General features: G+C 46.2%; 15 protein-coding genes. 6 read left to right on the plus strand and 9 right to left on the minus strand.

Features of this window, described 5'->3' with window-relative positions; genetic code table 11:
* Positions 1 to 10 precede the first annotated feature (10 nt).
* From R7041_RS07040 to R7041_RS07055, 4 genes are all read right to left on the minus strand, one after another.
* Positions 11 to 445 carry a hypothetical protein gene (locus R7041_RS07040; protein ID WP_005480927.1) on the minus strand — a complete coding sequence of 145 codons (435 nt, stop codon included), beginning with the start codon at positions 443 to 445 and terminating at the stop codon, positions 11 to 13.
* A 20-nt stretch (positions 446 to 465) separates the two neighbouring features.
* Positions 466 to 1,017, minus strand: a complete 552-nt coding sequence (locus tag R7041_RS07045) for a YtfJ family protein (protein ID WP_005480925.1) — start codon at positions 1,015 to 1,017, stop codon at positions 466 to 468.
* Positions 1,018 to 1,096: 79 nt separating this feature from the next.
* Positions 1,097 to 1,816, minus strand: a complete 720-nt coding sequence (locus R7041_RS07050) for a carbonic anhydrase (RefSeq protein WP_020841751.1) — start codon at positions 1,814 to 1,816, stop codon at positions 1,097 to 1,099.
* A 78-nt stretch (positions 1,817 to 1,894) separates the two neighbouring features.
* Positions 1,895 to 3,238 (minus strand): OmpP1/FadL family transporter, encoded by a 1,344-nt coding sequence (locus R7041_RS07055; RefSeq protein WP_206949456.1) that lies wholly within the window; start codon positions 3,236 to 3,238, stop codon positions 1,895 to 1,897.
* A 772-nt stretch (positions 3,239 to 4,010) separates the two neighbouring features.
* On the opposite strand from R7041_RS07055, the gene R7041_RS07060 reads away from it, so the two are divergent.
* The 3 genes from R7041_RS07060 to R7041_RS07070 are packed head-to-tail and all read left to right on the plus strand — an operon-like array spanning position 4,011 to position 8,543.
* Positions 4,011 to 5,186 carry an efflux RND transporter periplasmic adaptor subunit gene (locus R7041_RS07060; protein ID WP_005384341.1) on the plus strand — a complete coding sequence of 392 codons (1,176 nt, stop codon included), beginning with the start codon at positions 4,011 to 4,013 and terminating at the stop codon, positions 5,184 to 5,186.
* Between the two features lies 1 nt (position 5,187).
* A complete protein-coding gene (locus R7041_RS07065; protein WP_206949455.1) occupies positions 5,188 to 7,152 on the plus strand; it encodes a MacB family efflux pump subunit in 1,965 nt (654 codons plus the stop codon).
* 14 nt (positions 7,153 to 7,166) lie between these two features.
* Positions 7,167 to 8,543 (plus strand): efflux transporter outer membrane subunit, encoded by a 1,377-nt coding sequence (locus tag R7041_RS07070; RefSeq protein ID WP_206949454.1) that lies wholly within the window; start codon positions 7,167 to 7,169, stop codon positions 8,541 to 8,543.
* A gap of 97 nt (positions 8,544 to 8,640) precedes the next feature.
* Here the strand turns inward: R7041_RS07070 and R7041_RS07075 are convergent, their stop codons facing one another.
* Complete coding sequence (locus R7041_RS07075) at positions 8,641 to 9,183, minus strand: carboxymuconolactone decarboxylase family protein (protein ID WP_005374097.1); 543 nt, start codon at positions 9,181 to 9,183, stop codon at positions 8,641 to 8,643.
* Between the two features lie 111 nt (positions 9,184 to 9,294).
* Between R7041_RS07075 and R7041_RS07080 the strand changes: the two genes are divergently transcribed.
* Entirely contained in the window at positions 9,295 to 9,894 is a 600-nt protein-coding gene (locus R7041_RS07080) for a TetR/AcrR family transcriptional regulator (RefSeq protein ID WP_005374096.1), read from the plus strand.
* 155 nt (positions 9,895 to 10,049) lie between these two features.
* Here the strand turns inward: R7041_RS07080 and R7041_RS07085 are convergent, their stop codons facing one another.
* A complete protein-coding gene (locus tag R7041_RS07085; protein ID WP_115386464.1) occupies positions 10,050 to 11,306 on the minus strand; it encodes an SGNH/GDSL hydrolase family protein in 1,257 nt (418 codons plus the stop codon).
* Positions 11,307 to 11,772: 466 nt separating this feature from the next.
* Between R7041_RS07085 and R7041_RS07090 the strand changes: the two genes are divergently transcribed.
* Positions 11,773 to 13,803, plus strand: coding sequence for a S8 family serine peptidase (locus R7041_RS07090; protein ID WP_206949453.1), 2,031 nt, complete (start codon positions 11,773 to 11,775; stop codon positions 13,801 to 13,803).
* A 9-nt stretch (positions 13,804 to 13,812) separates the two neighbouring features.
* Positions 13,813 to 14,175, plus strand: coding sequence for a hypothetical protein (locus R7041_RS07095; RefSeq protein WP_005384348.1), 363 nt, complete (start codon positions 13,813 to 13,815; stop codon positions 14,173 to 14,175).
* Between the two features lie 85 nt (positions 14,176 to 14,260).
* Here R7041_RS07095 and phnX read toward each other — a convergent pair whose 3' ends face one another.
* The 3 genes from phnX to phnW all read right to left on the minus strand — a co-directional run bounded on the left by phnX (position 14,261) and on the right by phnW (position 17,661).
* Positions 14,261 to 15,076 carry a phosphonoacetaldehyde hydrolase gene (gene phnX, locus R7041_RS07100; RefSeq protein WP_011999177.1) on the minus strand — a complete coding sequence of 272 codons (816 nt, stop codon included), beginning with the start codon at positions 15,074 to 15,076 and terminating at the stop codon, positions 14,261 to 14,263.
* 75 nt (positions 15,077 to 15,151) lie between these two features.
* Positions 15,152 to 16,531 (minus strand): aspartate aminotransferase family protein, encoded by a 1,380-nt coding sequence (locus R7041_RS07105; RefSeq protein WP_206949452.1) that lies wholly within the window; start codon positions 16,529 to 16,531, stop codon positions 15,152 to 15,154.
* Positions 16,532 to 16,557: 26 nt separating this feature from the next.
* Complete coding sequence (gene phnW, locus R7041_RS07110; RefSeq protein ID WP_064369433.1) at positions 16,558 to 17,661, minus strand: 2-aminoethylphosphonate--pyruvate transaminase; 1,104 nt, start codon at positions 17,659 to 17,661, stop codon at positions 16,558 to 16,560.
* Between the last annotated feature and the right edge of the window lie 115 nt (positions 17,662 to 17,776).

The raw sequence follows: 17,776 nt of genomic DNA on the forward strand, positions 1-17,776 counted from the left end.
GAGCCATCGCTTACTCGTCGATTTTCTTACCTAAGATTTCCACTTGCGCTTTTTTGGTCACCCCCGCGACTTGCAGCGCAGTGCTGCCAACCGATTCATAGTTCAACTCGATTTTGTCTAACTTCGCGTTATCTTTTGTTGGTAGGCTTAAGCTTCTTGATGACATGCCTTTAGTCAGAACCCCTAAACTGTCGAACGTCTTTTCCTGACCATCTTTCATGATTACTTTAACGCTTTTCAGATCGACCGTACCTTGCGTACATTTGATTTTTATGTGGCTGAAACGAGCGTTAGCAAATGGTGACAGTGGATTGACTGTGTCGGTTTCCGATTTAAAACTGACGGTCTTATCTGCAATCTTATCCCAATCGTTGTCTCCTGCAACCGATTGGAAAGAGGCTACAGCCGCTAAAAGACAGAGTGCGATGGTGTTGAACAGTTTCATAGCTTTTCCTTACCTTAGGTTTAGATATTCTGTTTAATCAGTTCGATGACGTGTGTGACTTCGTCTTGAGTTAAAGCCCCTTCTTTCACGAATAAAATTTCGCCTTGTTTATTTTGTACGATAATCGCAGAACTTTCTTGCTGTAGATCCCAAGTTGTTGCTAATACGCCATTTTTGTCTAACACCATGGAAGACCAAGAGAATGTCTTTTTGCTGTCCTCTGCCGACGATTTAACAAATGTACCGGTTCCCCATATGGCGTCTTCTTGGTTGATCACGGTTGTGGTCTGATACTGATCTTCAGGAAAGTGAGCGGCAGTGATTGCTGACATCAGCGGCGCGTTCATCTCTTTGGCTTTACTACGACCTGCAATGGCTTGTATCACACGGACTTTGCCTAACATCTGCTGAGTTGCCCAAGGTTGATAAGCCACATCGTCTCCTTGCAGCGTCATTTCGCCATAGGTATCAATGCTGACGGAAGGGGTGGTTTGACCGACAGAAAGGTTATGAGAGAAGGCGAATGTCGGGGCGAGTGCGAGTAAGAGTGACAGAACAGATGGAGTTTTCATTGGGGGTTCCTGTAACGAAGTGAGGTTAGATCGAATCAAAATAAGGGGCAAATACGATGCCCCTTATCGGATGTGGCGTTTAGTTAGAAAGTACAACGCGCGCATTTAGCGGTTGCAGCGGACGATTGTTTTGTCCCATGACTTCCATCAGTTTCGCGGCTTGATCTTTGGATAAGGTTTGAGTGTCTTTAAGCACAAACCAGCGCACACCTTCTGAACATGGCGGTGTGGTTAAAGAGCCGTTAAATCGATAGTAGTTTGCAGTTTTTGGCAGTAAGTCATTAATCTCAAAAGTATCTTTAAAGAACGTGGTTTGATTCTCTTGTGGGATTGCGTTGATCAGTTTAGACAGCGCTGCGTTTTGATCGCCAGCATCAAACATCACCGAAATTACCGCCAACTCGCCGTCTGCGTTGGCGTGTACAAAGTGCGCTTCAAGTGGATATTGGCGGCCTTTGATTTGGTTTTCTGAAGGTGTGTGGAAATGGAACTGTTGCAGCTCGAACGTCTCGCCATCGATGGTGAAGCTGTTACGTCCGTTCACTTGCGCTTGCAGCGTATGACCATTGTTGGTTAAACCAATGACCTGACCAGTGTACGAAAGGTTCAGTGCTTCCAGTTTTGCATCGGCTGGGTTGTCGATGTTGATTGGGCTTTGGTTTTTCGTGGTTGCGCAGTCTTTGGCGATTTCTCCCCAGTGTTCTGGCCCGTGTTTGTCATTGCCATAGCCCCATTCCGAAGCCTGAGCCGCGCTTAGAGTGAGAAGTGAGAGTGAAAAAGCAAGTAGTGTTTTGTTCATAATAATGTCTCTGTTCGGTCGCTTTGATAAGCGTTGTTACAAGGCAATGACCTAGAGGTTTGATCACTGCCTGACGAATTAGAAACGGTGGCTGAGTTGGGCACCAATTAGGAACGCATTTGAATGGGTAACGCCCGTCACCATCGGTGCAGGAACACCTTCATACGCGTACTCTTCTACGTTGACATCTTCACCAATCAAGTACGTCATGCCGATGTCAACCGTGGTATCTGATGACCATTGGTAAGAGGCCCCCGCAGATAACCAGTGACGGTTCGAATCTGGGATAGAAAGCGAAGTCAGCTCATCGACAGGTGTTTTGTCGAACATGTAACCCGTGCGTAGTGTCCAACGTTCATTGGCGTACCAAGTCGCACCGATGGAGTAGTGCGCGGAGTCTTGCCACTGAAAATCTTTTAGCAACTGATCATCAGCTTTCAAGCTGTCAAATGCTGACCAACCAATCCACTGCACAGAATAGTGCAGGGCAAATTTAGGTAAGACGCGGTGATAACCGGAAAACTCCGCAATATCCGGTAGCGGCATAGCAAGCGAGTCGTACGATTCGCCAGCAAAGTGGATGTCACCCTTGGCATCAATGTTAGGGCTGTGCTTGTAGCTTAAACCTAAGCGATGACGTTCGTTAAACTCGTACATCATGCCAATGTTCGCGCCAAGCCCAATGCCGCCAGCTTCCACATCAAGTGCGTTGCCTTTTACGGATCCACAGCGTTGTTCTAGTTCGTTTCCAAGTATGTTCCCACCAACGCAAACACCCACGTCCATATCGCGGTACAGCTCACCAGAGCCGTAAATCACATCAATACCACCACCGATACTAAAACGATCGTTCACCTTGTATGCCAAGCTTGCGCCAAGGTTGACACTCGCTACGCTGGTGACACCGCCAAAAACAGGTGCGCCATAGTTTGGTTTAAACTCCATGTCGGTTCCGAAGTTGGAATATGCCGATAAGCCTAGATACCAGTCGTCGTTGATAGGGTGAATAAAGTAAAAATTGGGTACAACGGCTGGTTGACCAACGCCATCGACGTCATCAATGTCGGTCACGGTTTGAGAGAAGGACGGGGTAATGTCAGCTTGAGGGGACGGAGGAAAACCACCCATACCAACATTGACATCCGCATTAATGTTAGCTCGATGATATTGCGCATTTTTAACGGTAACGTCAGGTTTGACGTAAGTGACACCGAACGATAAGGCATTTTGTTTAAACAGCGTCATCGCTGCGGCGTTACGGCTGACTACAGACGCATTATCACCAATGACGGCATCACCAGCAAAAGCACGACCAAGACCCGTCGCCGAATGTTCGTTAATTTGAAAACCACCGGCATACGCCGTCGAGTAGGCTAACCCGATTAATAAATAAATCGGTGAAAGAGTTAATTGTCGCTGCATGTTTTTCTCATGAATTAATTAGAATTTGTATTGCAACGAAAATCAGTAAAATAAACAAATCTGACCAGTGCATTTAGGAGTAAAATTAACAGTGTGCTGACAATAAGTAAATTTAACTTAATAAATATTTATTGTTGAATTTATTAATGCTTCATGGCGTGAATATAGTGGTTATTTTACGTGTAAATTAAATCCTGAACCTCTATTTTTATTTTTGCGGTATTACTTCTCTATTTTTATTGTGCTGACTGTTCCCTAACAAATAGAGGGAAATCCAGCGATAAAGTGTCCGTGATGGAAACTCTGAGTCATTTGTATTTCCATTGCATCCCAACGTTGGTAGTTCGAATCAGCAAGAGAACTATCGTTTTAAACCCACATGACACACTCCTCTCGGTCTTACCTGTGTTATGTGGGTATTTTTTATTTAACTTGCCACTTAACTCCTCTTGAAATTCAATAATTAAAAATGGCCATAATGAAATTTTAATGGATTGTATATTTAATAAGTTAAGATTTTTACTGGTTTGTTGGTATTTAAAAGTTTTGTTTATAATACTTATAACTTGAATTTCTATATTAAAAATGGTCTTTGCTATACGTATTGAATAATAAAGTTTTGAAGTGACTATAATATCTCTGATTTTTCACGTTAGTGAAGTTATTCATTCAGTTTCTTGACGTTAATTTACCTATCTTTACGTCTCGTACCCTGTACGGCTAAGACAAATAGCAGTATAAAATCAAAACGATTATTTACTTCACTCCTGCTATGAAACTCAATAAAAAATGGCTCGTTTTGTGTGGCTTACTTGCTATTGGTGCTGGTGGTTATCATTATCTGCAACGTCCAGAACCCATTTCTCCTTACGCGACAGAAGTCGTTCGTAAAGGCAATATCGAAAAGGCGGTATTAGCTAACGGCATGTTGCAAGCGTCCAAATTGGTGAATGTAGGTGCGCAAGTATCTGGGCAAATTCAACGCCTCGCTGTGAACTTAGGGGATGAGATAAAACAGGGGGACTTGATTGCACAGATTGACAGCCTGACTCAGCAAAACAGCCTCAAAGAAGCCCAAGCGTCTCTTAATAGTCTCAACGCTCAGTACCAGGCTAAGCAAGCGCAGATTAAACAAGCAAACTATGAATACGTGCGCCAAAAAGGCATGTTGGCAGCGAAAGCGAGCTCACGAGCTGATTACGAGAATGCCGAAGCGACGCTCGCCATCTACAAAGCCGAGTTAGCGCAACTGGATGCCGAAATCGAGAAAGCCAAAATCAACGTCGACAATGCGCAGTTAGATCTCGGTTACACCACCATCAACGCACCGATGGATGGCACGGTGGTCTACACCGCGGTGGAAGAAGGACAAACCGTAAACGCCAATCAAACCACGCCAACTATTATCGAGTTAGCCAAGTTAGATACTATGACGGTGAAAGCTGAAATTTCGGAAGCCGATGTGATTTTTGTTCACCCAGGCCAAACGGCGCTGTTCACCATTTTAGGCAAACCGAATCAGCAGTTTAAAGGTACATTGCGCGCGATTGAGCCGGGGCCAACCATCATGGATGGCGATGATAGCGATCTGAGCATTTCAGATAGCGACGCCATTTACTACAACGCTGTATTTGATGTGAAGAACCCGCAAGGTATTTTGCGCATCGGCATGACTGCGCAAGTTTCGATTGTCCTTGAGCAATCGGAAAATACCTTGATTGTCCCTTCACAAGTGCTGCAAAAATCTGGCGGCAAAGGCAACTATACCGTGCCAGTGCTTGAACAGGGCCAAGTGGTGCAAAAGCCCGTGACAGTGGGTATTAACAACAAAGTGAACGCAGAAATTCTCTCAGGTTTGAAGGAGGGCGACCAAGTTGTTCTTGGCAATGCTATGGATGGAGAATCATCAAGCCGAGGTGATCGTCGTCGACCTCCAATGAGGTTCTAAGATGAGTGACGTGCTTTTAAAAGTTGAGGATTTAACTCGACGATTTGTCTCTGGCGACGAGTCGCTTACCGTGTTGAACCACATTAATTTAGAGATAAAACGCGGTGAAATGGTCGCGATCGTGGGGGCTTCGGGCTCAGGTAAATCGACGCTGATGAATGTGCTCGGCTGCTTGGATAAACCGTCCAGTGGTCGATACTTCATTAATGGGCAAGATGTCTCGACGTTGGAATCCGACCAACTGGCGGAACTGCGCCGCGAGTATTTTGGCTTTATATTTCAGCGTTACCATCTGCTGGGGGATTTAACCGCGGTGGCAAATGTGGAAGTACCAGCGGTTTACGCGGGAGTTCCTCATCGTCAAAGAACGGAGCGAGCGCAGTCACTATTGGCTCGCTTGGGGCTGGAAGATCGTTTGACTCACAAGCCCAGCCAACTGAGTGGTGGCCAGCAACAGCGCGTGAGTGTTGCTCGTGCACTGATGAACGGTGGTGAGGTGATTCTCGCCGATGAGCCCACTGGCGCATTAGACAGTCACAGTGGGCAAGAGATGATGGCACTGCTTAAAGAATTGCATCAACTTGGGCATACGATCATCTTAGTGACTCATGATATGAACGTGGCGAACTTTGCGGATCGCATCATTGAAATCAAAGATGGTGAAATCATTGCAGATACGCCAAATGCACAAGTTGTAATCAATGAGCAAGCAGCAAAGACACCGAGCGCGTCTTTTCATCGCCCAGCGCAAGCCGCCAGTAAGTGGTGGAAGTGGGACAGTTTTATTGACGCGCTCAAAATGGCGCTGCTGGCGATGTCTAGCCACAGAATGCGCACGTTTTTGACCATGCTCGGCATCATTATTGGTATAGCCTCGGTGGTTTCCGTGGTGGCACTAGGTAATGGTTCACAACAGCAAATTTTGTCGAATATTTCATCCATGGGAACAAACACCATTGATGTCAGGCCGGGCAAAGGGTTTGGTGACCGCCGCTCCGGACGAGTGAAAACGCTAACCGCCGGCGATGCCAAATCGTTGGAGAGTCTACCTTTTGTCGACAGTGTCACGCCGTCTTTATCCAACAGCTTAACCGTGCGTTACGCCAATCAGGATGCAACTGCGTCTGTGGAAGGGGTTGGGGAAGATTATTTCCGTGTGCGCGGTTATGAGATCGCCAAAGGTCAGTTTTGGGATGAAGAGAGCGTGAACTCACTCGCCCAAGAAGCAGTGATTGATGACAACACCAGAAAGGAAATGTTTGCGGATAGAAATCCGATTGGTGAAGTGATTTTTCTTGGTTCATTGCCAGTGCGTATTGTGGGTGTCACGCAGAAAAAAGAAGACGCGTTTGGCAACAGCGACGCGCTGAAAATTTGGGTGCCATACACCACCATGTCTGGGCGCATGATGGGACAACGTTACCTCAACGGCATTACTGTACGGATTGATGAGAACGCCCCAAGCGCAGCGGTAGAACAGAGCATCATCAACTTGTTAAAAATGCGCCACGGTACAGAAGATTTCTTCACGATTAACACTGACACCATTCGTCAGAGCATCGAGAAAACCACCGCAACCATGACGTTACTGATCTCAGCGATTGCGGTGATCTCCCTAATTGTCGGGGGAATTGGCGTAATGAACATCATGTTGGTGTCGGTGACAGAGCGCACGAAAGAGATCGGTGTGCGAATGGCTGTGGGTGCGCGGCAAGCGGATATTTTGCGTCAGTTTTTGATTGAAGCGGTACTAGTGTGTTTGTGTGGTGGCATTGCTGGTATTGGCTTGGCGTTTTTGATTGGTTTTGCATTCAGTACGTCTGGTAGCAGCTTCCAAATGATTTACTCGATGAACTCGATCATCTGGGCGTTTATTTGCTCAACGTTGATTGGCATCGCCTTCGGCTTTTTACCCGCTCGCAATGCCGCCAAACTCGATCCGATAGAAGCGCTAGCGAGAGACTAAAAATGAGTAACACAATGAAATTCAAAACTCGATTGGTCGCGGCTGCCTTAAGCGCAGTGTGGTTGTCAGGTTGTGGTTCGCTTATGCGTAGCGACTATCAAGCTCCTGAGGTGCAAGTGCCTGCAAATTGGCAACAGATGCATGTTGCGGGTGATGTCAGTATGGATCCTTGGTGGTTGGCGTTTAACGACCCAACGCTTAATCAATACATTACTCAGGTGTTGGCTCAAAACAACGATTTGACGCTGGCAACGCTAACGCTAAAGAAAGCGCGTTTACAGCTGGGTTTAGCGCAAGATGACCTTTTCCCTACGTTGAGTTCTTCCACATCAGGACAAGTTCAAAAATCTCTTGATAGCGGGGAATCGGCAGATAGCTACAGCACCAACTTGTCCGTCAATTACGAGTTGGATTTGTGGGGAAAAATCTCGGCAGACGTTGACCAAGCTAAGTGGACGGCGATGGCAAGTCAACAAGATCGCGAGGCGACCGCACAAAGTTTGGTAGCAACGACGGCATCGCTATATTGGCAAATCGGCTATCTGCAACAGCGCTTACACCTCAGTCAGCGTAATGTGGTAGACGCAGCTCAAACGCTACAATTGATTAAAAAACAGTACCAACTTGGCGCTGTGGATCAGTTAGATGTGCTTGAAGCCAAACGTACGTTGGCAAGCTTACAAGCGCAGCAAAGTGAGTTTGAACAGAGTTTACTTGAGGTAAACAACGCCTTTGCGATTTTGTTCAATCAACCGCCGAAGAGCATCAGTGCAAACATCCAAATGCTGCCTGAAGGCGATATGCCATCGTTGAGTGTTGGTGCTCCGTCTGATTTATTGATCCGCAGACCCGACATTAAAGCAGCGATTTATGACGTCAAAGCCGCGCTAGCTAATAAAGACGCAGCAGATTTGGACTACTTGCCTAAGCTGACGCTCACTGGGGCTTTGGGGGGATCGTCACAAGCGCTCAAAGACCTGCTTTCCAACCCGATCGGCAGTTTAGGTGCGGATATGACGCTACCGTTTTTGCAGTGGAATGAGATGAAAAACAGCCAAGCCATTGCCGATTTAGACTATCAATCGGCCATTGTGAGCTATCGCCAAGTGTTGTACGCCGCATTCCAAGATGTCGAAAATGCCTTGTCAGCACGCGAAAAATTGAAGTATCAGGCGGCGCGTTTACAAGAGCAATATGATGCCGCAAGTGCCGCTGAGTCCATTTATGCTGCGCGGTATCAGTATGGCTCGACGTCGATTATGGACTATTTGAATGCACAAGAAGACACCAGAAACGCGCAAGCTTCTTTGTTGGAAAACCGCTACAACCAGTTTCTCACTCAGGTTACGCTTTACCAGTCTTTAGGGGGAACCGACGTTGCGCCGTTGTAATTAGGGGTCAGCACACACTAGCGAAGCGCCATGCAACAAAGCTTTTTTTTGAAGGTATTACTGGTCCCATGAATGGGACCAGTAATAAAAGCTTAAGTTACTTGGCGAACTTCTTGAAAGGTGCATCAACCGGGGTGTCAGCTAGGTGATTGGTGTAGTTACTCATCACTTTTTGCGCTAGACCAAGAACAATTTCAAGCAGTTGCTGCTGTCCGTAACCCGCCGCAAAGAATTTCTCTATCTGAGACTCTTCAACTACACCACGTTGGCGCACCATTTGAAGCGTTGTCTCTCGTAGTGTTTCAAGTTTTTCGTCTGCCAATGGTGTTTGGTTGACGAGAGCATCGACAATCTCCTGATCCACTTTCATTGACGCCGCGATCGCACTATGAGCAGGAACGCAGTAGTGACAACCATGTTCAACGTTGATGGTTTGCCATACGACGGTCAATTCTTCTGCGTTAAATGATGTTTGTTGAAAGAGCTCATGCACAACTTGATAACCCTCAAGCAAGGTTGGCGCTTCAGCCATAACAGCATGAAGATTTGGTAGCATGCCAAACGCTTTGACTGAATTTTCAATCAGGTGCTTTGATCCTTCGGGTGCGTTTTCTGCGGTATACAGTTTAAATTCTGCCATGTTTAAATCTCCTGTAATTGGATATGAGCGGATTAGGCAAGAACAGGATAGTTGATTTTGAGCGGTCGCTCAATATAAAATTGAGCATATGTTCAAAATTGATAATTGCTCATGGCGAATACAAAGAAATTCCAACGTGATGAAGTGGTGAAAGCCGCCTCGGATCTATTCTGGAAGAAAGGTTTTCATGCAACATCTACACGTGATTTACAAGATAGCGTGAATCTGCGTCCTGGAAGTATTTATGCGACGTTTGGGTCAAAAGAGGGGCTATATTGTGAAGCGCTAAAAATGTACGTTGCGAACTTACAAGCCCTGTTTGAGTTGCATTTAGCTCAGAACACAACGGTTCTAGATGCAATAGAAGCTTTCGCGATTGATGTGGTTATCAATCAGCGAGACTCCAATCCCAGTGAAGTGTGCATGTTAGTCAAATCAGCAAGTGAATTTGCTGAGGATTTTAATGCGCTGCGCAATCAAACAAACAGCTTAGCAAACCAATTTGAATCTTTTCTTGCAAAGCTGTTTGAGCGAGCTATCGAGAATGGCGAAATTGAAGCTCAGGATACATTGCTTCTTGCTCAGTTGTTCCAGGTTCAGTTTACGGGTATACGAGCCTACTCATACCGTAGTGATGATGTAACCTTAAAGACGTTGATCTCTATTATGGTGGACAGCTTCCGCGGTAACGTACCAAAAACAGAAAGCTGAATGAGGCTGCTCAAAGTCAACGTCTCTAAATCAACGGCTTGAACTAAGCGAGCTCAAATAAACCCGTTATCGGGGTTCGATATCGATAAAAAATGACCACGAAGCATCGTGGTCATTTTTATGCAGATTAACTTGCAATGAACAACAACGGCTTATTAAAAGCGAAACTCTTCTAAGTTATTGCTGCTTTCTAACATTTTTTCAGCCACATAACGATGCGTTGCTGTGGTTGGGTGAGTCACATCCCAGAACACGAACTTATCTGCGCCAGATGCTGCACATTCAGAACGTAATGAGTGAGTGTACATGTAGTCAACAGAGGATGAACGGTTGATGTCTAAGCAAGGGTCGCTTGCATTTACGAAACCGTGTTCTGCTGGTGCCGAGGTTAACTTCTCAAACAGTGCGTGTGTATCAAACAATGCGATGTTGTAGCCTTGGGCTTTGTAGTACATCGCTTGTGCTTTGATGAACTCGTTCATTTTCAATACTTTCGCACGAATCGTTTCAATTTCTTCCTGTGTTGAGTATTTGAACTGTGGTGCTTTGGTTGCATCAGGCAGTGTCATCAACATGAAGTTCTTCGCGCCAGCGTCTGTTAAACGAATCAGAGCTTCAGCGTAATCCGCTTTTACTTCCGGCACGCTACGGTTGTAGTTCATGAAATCATTTAAACCAAACTCTAACGTAAACAATGTGTTAGCAGGGTTGTAGTTCTTCGCCAGCTTTGTGTAGGTTAAGTAAGAAGAAACTTGTTCGCCGACACCAGTTAGCGCGATGTATTGGTTTTCACCTGCTGCGCCACCAACTGCCCAGTTGTATAGCGGTAAGTTTTTGGCTTTAGCAACGTATTCCGTCCAAACAAAACCGTTTGAGAAGTGACCCAAGAACCAGCTATTCGGGTTAGGAAAGCGCCATTGGGACGCGTTAAAGATGTTGCCTGTATCAGACAAGCTATCGCCTAAAGCCACTACTTTGTTTATCTGATCTGGTTGCATTGCAGCATCATTGCTCCAGATCGTGTGGTTATAAGAATAACGATTGTCGGCAGCAAAAAATGTAATGTCTGCGTTCTCGTTCGCTAGATCTAGTGTTTCTTCACAACGCTGACGAATTACGTTTTGTGAGGTATTGGTGTAGAACATGTTTTTAAATGAAACAGAGCTCCACCAATAACCATCGATAGTGAAGTCACTACCATCTTGGTTTTTTGCCCATTTCCAATCGGTAGCCGCATCGTCCTTAGAGTGGCTCGTACGATACCAGCATCGAACGTACGTATAAGTTTGATTTTCTTGCGCGCTAACCACTTCAGCCGCAGAAACCATTGCCGGTGATAAAGTTGGCTCCTCTGCAATGGCGGAGGCAAGCGGAAGTAATGCAGTTAATAGTGTGATTGTTTTTTTCATCATTCACTCTTCTTGTAATGGTTATTGTTCCGAATGCGTGAATACGCTCGGCTATAACAGTATTTAGATGAGAATTTTTCTCACTAAACCTTCTAATTCTGAGTAAATGCTCAAGACAGTCAACAACTAAATATTCAATATTTCAGTTTTGGCACCACGGTCAAAAAATCCATTCAGCATAGCAATCGATTAAATGGGTGATATTTAGAATAATTACTCACTAACATTAATTTAACATTCACTTTTTGTTAATTAAGTAATTGCTTTATAAGGTTTTGTTGATGATTTTTAATGTTAACTTAAAGTGTTTATTGAATGATCTTTTGTACAAATTTGTATATTCATGAAACAAATTGTTTGGCATTTTTGCTCTGTAAACTATAGCTGAAGCTCTCATGCAAACATCATGATGATGACTTTTCATGAGAATATAGTGAATAAAAATTAGCTCAAATAAGGAATAGGGCAAATGCACTACACAACAAGTAAAAAACAAGGCTTATTTTCGTTGTCTGCCGTAGCAATAGCACTGACCACTTCGATGTCAGCGTTTGCGGCTCCACCAATGGGATTTGATGAATCTAAGTTACCGACGAAGTACATCGTCAAATTCAAAGAAGATGCGGTCAGCCGTTCTTCAATGGGTGGTAACTCATTCTGGGGGCCACGAATCGCGCAGGAGTCTGTTCTAGAACAGGTGAAGGCACGTAAGGTGGAAAAACTGGGTAATCGCGCCATTTACAGCGTTGAATTGGATGGCGATGACTTAGAGCCGCTTCGCAACCGTAGTGATGTGGAATACGTGGAAGTCGATCCACCTCGCTATTTGCTCAGCGAAACGACCCCATGGGGATATGAAGCGGTTAATGCTCAACTGCTAGCTGACTTCAATGCGGGTAATCGCACTGTATGTATTATCGATTCAGGGTACGACATTTCGCACAACGACCTAAGCGGTAACCGCGTTGCTGGTACTAACGATAGTGGTACGGGATCATGGAGTGATCCGGGTAACAACAATGCCCACGGTACTCACGTCGCGGGTACGATTGCTGCGATTGCCAACACCGAAGGTGTAAAGGGTGTGATGCCAAACCAGAATGTGAATTTGCACATCGTGAAAGTATTTAACGAATCGGGTTGGGGTTACTCATCTGGGCTTGTTAAAGCAATCCAGACCTGTGCCGATAATGGTGCTAACGTTGTGAACATGAGCCTTGGTGGTAGTCAATCAAGCCGAACTGAGCAAAATGCACTGCAAAATATTTACGATCAAGGCGTTCTATTGATCGCCGCTGCGGGTAATGATGGCAATACAGCGCACAGCTATCCAGCTTCTTATGACTCAGTGATGTCTGTTGCGGCCGTTGATAATCAAAATGATCATGCAGCGTTCTCACAATCTACTAGTCAAGTTGAGATCTCAGGCCCGGGTGTGGCGATCTTATCAACGGTTACGGTAGGTGAAGGTAAACTTTCTGATATTACCTTGAATGGTGTCAGTCAGTTTGATCGTGGGATTGTTCCTCACAATCGTTTGATCAATAACGGTTCTTCGTATGTTCCGGATCCAATCGCGGGTTCAGTAACGGCAACGCTAGATAGCTGTGATGTATCTGGCGGTAATGTTAACTGTGGTGATATGTCGGGCAAAATTTGTTTGACTGAGCGTATTGGCAACCAGTCTTCAGGAAACTACCCTGAAGTGGATGCGGTTCAGGCTTGTTACAATGCGGGTGCGCGAGCTGCAATCGTATACAGCAACTCTGAACTACCTGGTTTACAAAACCCATTCTTGGTAGACACAAACAACGCTTATCGTATGGTTTCGGTAACGGTTGATCGTGCATTTGGTCAAGAGCTATTGGGGTATGTTGGTCAGGAAATTACTGTTGCAACAACCTCTGGTGAAGATTACGAGTACTACAATGGTACATCAATGGCGACACCGCACGTAACGGGCGTAGCTGGCTTGGTGTGGAGTTACCACCCAACCTGTACAGCAGCGCAAGTACGTAATGCCCTAGTGAAAACTGCAACAGATATTGATGTTGCTGGTCGAGACAACCGTACTGGCCACGGCCTAGTTAATGCTGAAGCGGCGAAGCTGTTCTTGGACGCTGGCTGTAATGGACCTGATGGTGGTAGCTCTTCGGACTCTAGCTTCTCAAATACCAGCCCTGTTGCGATTCCAGATAATAAATCTTCTGGCGCAATCAGTGCAGTAGAAGTCGATCGCTCTGGTGATTCAGGCACAGTAAGTATTGACGTTGATATTAGCCACACTTATATCGGTGATCTACGAGTGACTTTAACGTCACCGACTGGTGGAGAAGTTGTACTTCACAATAATACCGGCGGCAGCGCTAACGATATAAAAAATACGTTCCAAGCGGATTTTTCTGGTTTTGAATCGCAAGGTACATGGGAACTAAAAGCGGTGGACAGTGCCAGAAGAGACACAGGCACCATCAACAGTTGGACTCTGACCTTTCAATAAGGAGTGGCTATGAAGAAGTTGACCTTACTTTCTTTGTCTGCGGTAGGCGCTACCGCACTATTGGCAATCGGACTGAGCTCAAGCAGCTTGGCAAACAATCAAGGATTTCCTCTCGTGGATGAACGCCAAGATCAAGCCGAGCAGCAACCTGCACGTTACTTTGTTAAGTATCATGAAGGAAAAGAGAGCGAAGTGAGAGCGCTTCTTCGTCAGCACAACATTGAAGTGGTCGATGCTCTGGTGAAACAACATGTGTTGATTGTGGTGGGTGAACAGGCGGAAGTCGATAAGCTCGCGGATCACGATGCGGTCGAATACACTGAGCAAGAGCCGACAAGAAAGCTGCTATCTAACGGAAATACGCTTCAATAAGCCAAACCTCCTTAAGATAGTGCCAAAAAGAAAAGCGCCCCTCACGTAAGGGGCGTTTGTTTCATTTATTTGTGGAAGATGAAGACTAAGGACGCTCACCTGCTGCTAGGCGACGTTCGATATCTGCAACCACTTCTGGGAAGTCAGCGATCGTATCGATAAGGTAGTGCGGCGAGCTCTTGAGCAGTTTTGCACGCGCTTTTTCACGAGCGGCATTAAGCGTTGCTTCGTCCGCAGCTTGGTATTCTTCAAACGTTAGACCTGCTTCGTTACCAGAAAGCAGCAAGCCAACGGTCCACATACCGGCGTTGTGACCTTCATCGATGCCCGGTGCTGCGTCATCCACTTTGATACACGCATTAACGTCCGTTACATTCAGCTCAATCACATTTTTCAGTGCCATAAATGGTGCTGGGCGACCACCTTGCGGCAGGTCATCCGTTGCTACTACGTAATCTGGTTTGTAGCCGTAATCCGCTGCAACTGGAATCAATACGTCCATCACTTCGCGAGGGTAACCAGAACAAGAACCGATCTTGATGCCTTTGTCTTTCAGACCGTTCACAACTTCAATTGCATTAAGGATTGGGTCTGCATGGTCTGCCACTTTTGCTTTTTGCAGAGGCATAAATGCTGCGTAGATAGCGTCGATGTCTTCGCTGGTCATTGAGCGACCAAACTTCTCATTCCAGCGCTTATCAACTGCAGGAATACGACCCACAGCTTGGATGTGATCCCACTTACCAAGACCCATTGGTTCGCGCGCTTCTTCAAGGTCGATTTCAAAATCAAAGCCTTGTTTGAACGCTTCCACAAAGATGCTGGTTGGCGCAAAAGAGCCGAAATCGACGATAGTGCCAGCCCAGTCAAAGATCACTGCTTGAATTGGTGAGTTGCTCATGTTCAATCCTTTTTCTTGCTTGCCAGAGCGCTGCCTGCACATTGGAACCGCGCTCTGAATAAATTGGTTTTGAGGTTAGATGTAGTTAAAGTCTTTGCACACTTTGGCGATCGCTTCTTCAAAGATCGCCAACGCTTCTGTCAGTTGTTCGCGAGTGATGATCAGCGGTGGGCTGAGTTGAATCACATTGCCTTGCGATACCTTGAAGCTCACGCCATTGTTGAGGCATTGGTACAACACAGCTTCCGCTTCGTCATACGCGCGTGCTTTGCTTTCGTGGTCAGTGACCAACTCAATGCCCCATAACATGCCGATGCCACGTACATCGCCAATCACAGGGTACTTGGCTTTCATCTCTAGCAGCTTTTCACGCATAAACTGGCTGTCGGCTTTGGCTTTATCTAGCAAGCCGTCTTGCTCAATGGCTTCCATGGTTGCCAGTGCTGCAGCACAACCGATAGGGCTTTTCTCATGAGTGTAGTGACCCATGGAGATTTGCTCGGCGGTGTTGTATTTGTCTTTGGTTACCATGGCTGCGATAGGCACTAACCCTCCGCCCAAACCTTTACCGATGCAGAGCATATCTGGCTCAATGTCGTAGGCTTGGTAGGTAAACCATTCACCGCTGCGACCCATGCCATTCGGGATGTCGTCGATGATCAGCATGACATTGTGTTTGTCACAGATTTCACGGATGCGTTTCCAGTAGGCTTTACTTGGCACTTGTACGTCGGTATTACGAACTGCTTCTGCGATAAATGCGCCCACGCCGCCTTCTTTCTCAATCACGTACTCAAGGTAGTCGGCGTAATGCACGTCGCTGCCGTCCGCGACCGGGAAAGCACCTCGGTAAGATACGGCTGGTGGAATGCGCTCAACACCTGCCATTAATGGTCCCATGCCTTGGCGGAAACACGCTTCACCACCTACTGAGATGGCATCCAACGATGCGCCGTGGAAGGAATCCCACAGAGACACCACCTTGTAGTTGCCTGTGATGTGGCGCGCTAGTTTAAGTGCCATGCCAACCGCAGATGTGCCACCCGGAGCAAACAACACGTGGTTCAATTCGCCGCCACAGATTTGGGTGAGTTTTTCGGCACATTCAATCGCAGTTTCGTTGGTAAAACGACGTGGTGAAAACGGCAGTTTGGCAATTTGCTCTTGCACGCGTTTAATCACATGCGGATGACCGTAGCCCAACTGATGGACGTTATTGCCATGGAAGTCCATGTACTTTTTGCCGGTAGCATCTTGGATGTAGATGCCTTCTGCTGCTTCCAAGGTATCTAAGCAAGGTGTCGACATGGCTTGGTGAAGAAAGACCTCCGAATCACGCTTCAATAATGCTTGCGTGCGTTCGTCGTCCATCGATGCATTCCAAGCTTGGCGTGCCGGTGTCGTGTTGACATCGCCTTCGCTGCGGAAATGGGTCGGTTTGATATTCTGAGTCATAACGCTTTCTCAATCAGAAGGCTGCTTTAAGCAACTTGCCAGTACATTGCTTTTTCAATCGCACCGATTAAGCGCTCGATATCTGCTGGGTAAACTTCGCCAATGTTGCCGATACGGAAGCAATCTGCGTTCGATACCTTACCCGGATAAATCACAAAACCTTGCTCTTTCAAACGTGTGTAGAACGCTTTGAACTGGTAATCACTGTGCGTCGGAGAGTAGAAAGAAGTGATGATTGGCGAGTGAAGGTCATCACTCAGTAGCGGTTCGAAACCCAAAGAACGCATACCTGCAACCAGTGTTCTCTGGTTAGTTTGGTAACGGTTATGACGAGCTTCAATGCCGCCTTCTTGCTCCAGCTCTAACAATGCTTGATAGAAAGCGCGAACTGTGTGCGTTGGAGACGTAAAACGCCATTTGCCGTGGTTCACTTCCATGCAGTGCCACTGGTCGTAAAGATCAAGGCTCAAAGAACGAGCCTGACCTTGGCACTTTTCGAGCTCTGTTTGTTTTGCAATCACAAAGCCAAAACCCGGTACGCCTTGAATACATTTGTTTGCAGAGCTGATCATAAAATCGATGCCAAGCTCTGCGATATCGATAGGGATGCCACCAAAGCTCGACATGGCATCGAGAATCACCACTTTACCGTGCGCTTTCGCTGCAGAAGCAAATGCCTCAATTGGGTTGAGCATGCCAGTGGTTGTCTCACAGTGAACAATCGCCACGTGTGTGATTGCAGGATCCGATGCCAATGCAGTTTCCACCTCGTTCAAGTGTGGCTGTGATGTTTCGCCTGGGGAAACTACATGGCATGGAATATTTAGGTAATCAGCGATCTGAGCGATACGCGCACCGTAAGCACCGTTGTCGACAACCAACAATTTTCCATCTTTGCCAATGGCACTGCCAATCGTTGCTTCTACTGATGCGGTGCCGCTACCTTGCATTAGTACGCTAGTGTAGCCGTCTTGCTCCGTTGCCAGTTTTACAAGCTTAGTGCGGATCACTTCTACAATGTCTTTGTTGTATTCATCATCCCAAGTACACCAGTCTTTAAGCATGGCTTCACGTACCGTTTCAGAAGTAGATAGAGGACCTGGAGTCAGTAGTAGGTATTCGTTTTTCATCTCGATTTCCATCAGAATAGGCTAATTGGTCTACACCAAATTTCGAGTTCACTCTAGCGAGGAAGAAAAGGGCAGTAAATAGGCGAATATCCAATTTCATAAAACTTTAATATCC

The sequence above is a fragment of the Vibrio sp. 1751 genome (assembly GCF_033339895.1).
GTDB classification, from domain to species: domain Bacteria; phylum Pseudomonadota; class Gammaproteobacteria; order Enterobacterales; family Vibrionaceae; genus Vibrio; species Vibrio alginolyticus.

Excerpts from the sequence above, each read along its gene's own strand:
- R7041_RS07040 (WP_005480927.1), bottom strand. The coding sequence starts at position 445 with ATGAAACTGTTCAACACCATCGCACTCTGTCTTTTAGCGGCTGTAGCC.
- R7041_RS07045 (WP_005480925.1), bottom strand. The coding sequence starts at position 1,017 with ATGAAAACTCCATCTGTTCTGTCACTCTTACTCGCACTCGCCCCGACA.
- R7041_RS07050 (WP_020841751.1), bottom strand. The coding sequence starts at position 1,816 with ATGAACAAAACACTACTTGCTTTTTCACTCTCACTTCTCACTCTAAGC.
- R7041_RS07055 (WP_206949456.1), bottom strand. The coding sequence starts at position 3,238 with ATGCAGCGACAATTAACTCTTTCACCGATTTATTTATTAATCGGGTTA.
- R7041_RS07060 (WP_005384341.1), top strand. The coding sequence starts at position 4,011 with ATGAAACTCAATAAAAAATGGCTCGTTTTGTGTGGCTTACTTGCTATT.
- R7041_RS07065 (WP_206949455.1), top strand. The coding sequence starts at position 5,188 with ATGAGTGACGTGCTTTTAAAAGTTGAGGATTTAACTCGACGATTTGTC.
- R7041_RS07070 (WP_206949454.1), top strand. The coding sequence starts at position 7,167 with ATGAAATTCAAAACTCGATTGGTCGCGGCTGCCTTAAGCGCAGTGTGG.
- R7041_RS07075 (WP_005374097.1), bottom strand. The coding sequence starts at position 9,183 with ATGGCAGAATTTAAACTGTATACCGCAGAAAACGCACCCGAAGGATCA.
- R7041_RS07080 (WP_005374096.1), top strand. The coding sequence starts at position 9,295 with ATGGCGAATACAAAGAAATTCCAACGTGATGAAGTGGTGAAAGCCGCC.
- R7041_RS07085 (WP_115386464.1), bottom strand. The coding sequence starts at position 11,306 with ATGATGAAAAAAACAATCACACTATTAACTGCATTACTTCCGCTTGCC.
- R7041_RS07090 (WP_206949453.1), top strand. The coding sequence starts at position 11,773 with ATGCACTACACAACAAGTAAAAAACAAGGCTTATTTTCGTTGTCTGCC.
- R7041_RS07095 (WP_005384348.1), top strand. The coding sequence starts at position 13,813 with ATGAAGAAGTTGACCTTACTTTCTTTGTCTGCGGTAGGCGCTACCGCA.
- phnX (WP_011999177.1), bottom strand. The coding sequence starts at position 15,076 with ATGAGCAACTCACCAATTCAAGCAGTGATCTTTGACTGGGCTGGCACT.
- R7041_RS07105 (WP_206949452.1), bottom strand. The coding sequence starts at position 16,531 with ATGACTCAGAATATCAAACCGACCCATTTCCGCAGCGAAGGCGATGTC.
- phnW (WP_064369433.1), bottom strand. The coding sequence starts at position 17,661 with ATGAAAAACGAATACCTACTACTGACTCCAGGTCCTCTATCTACTTCT.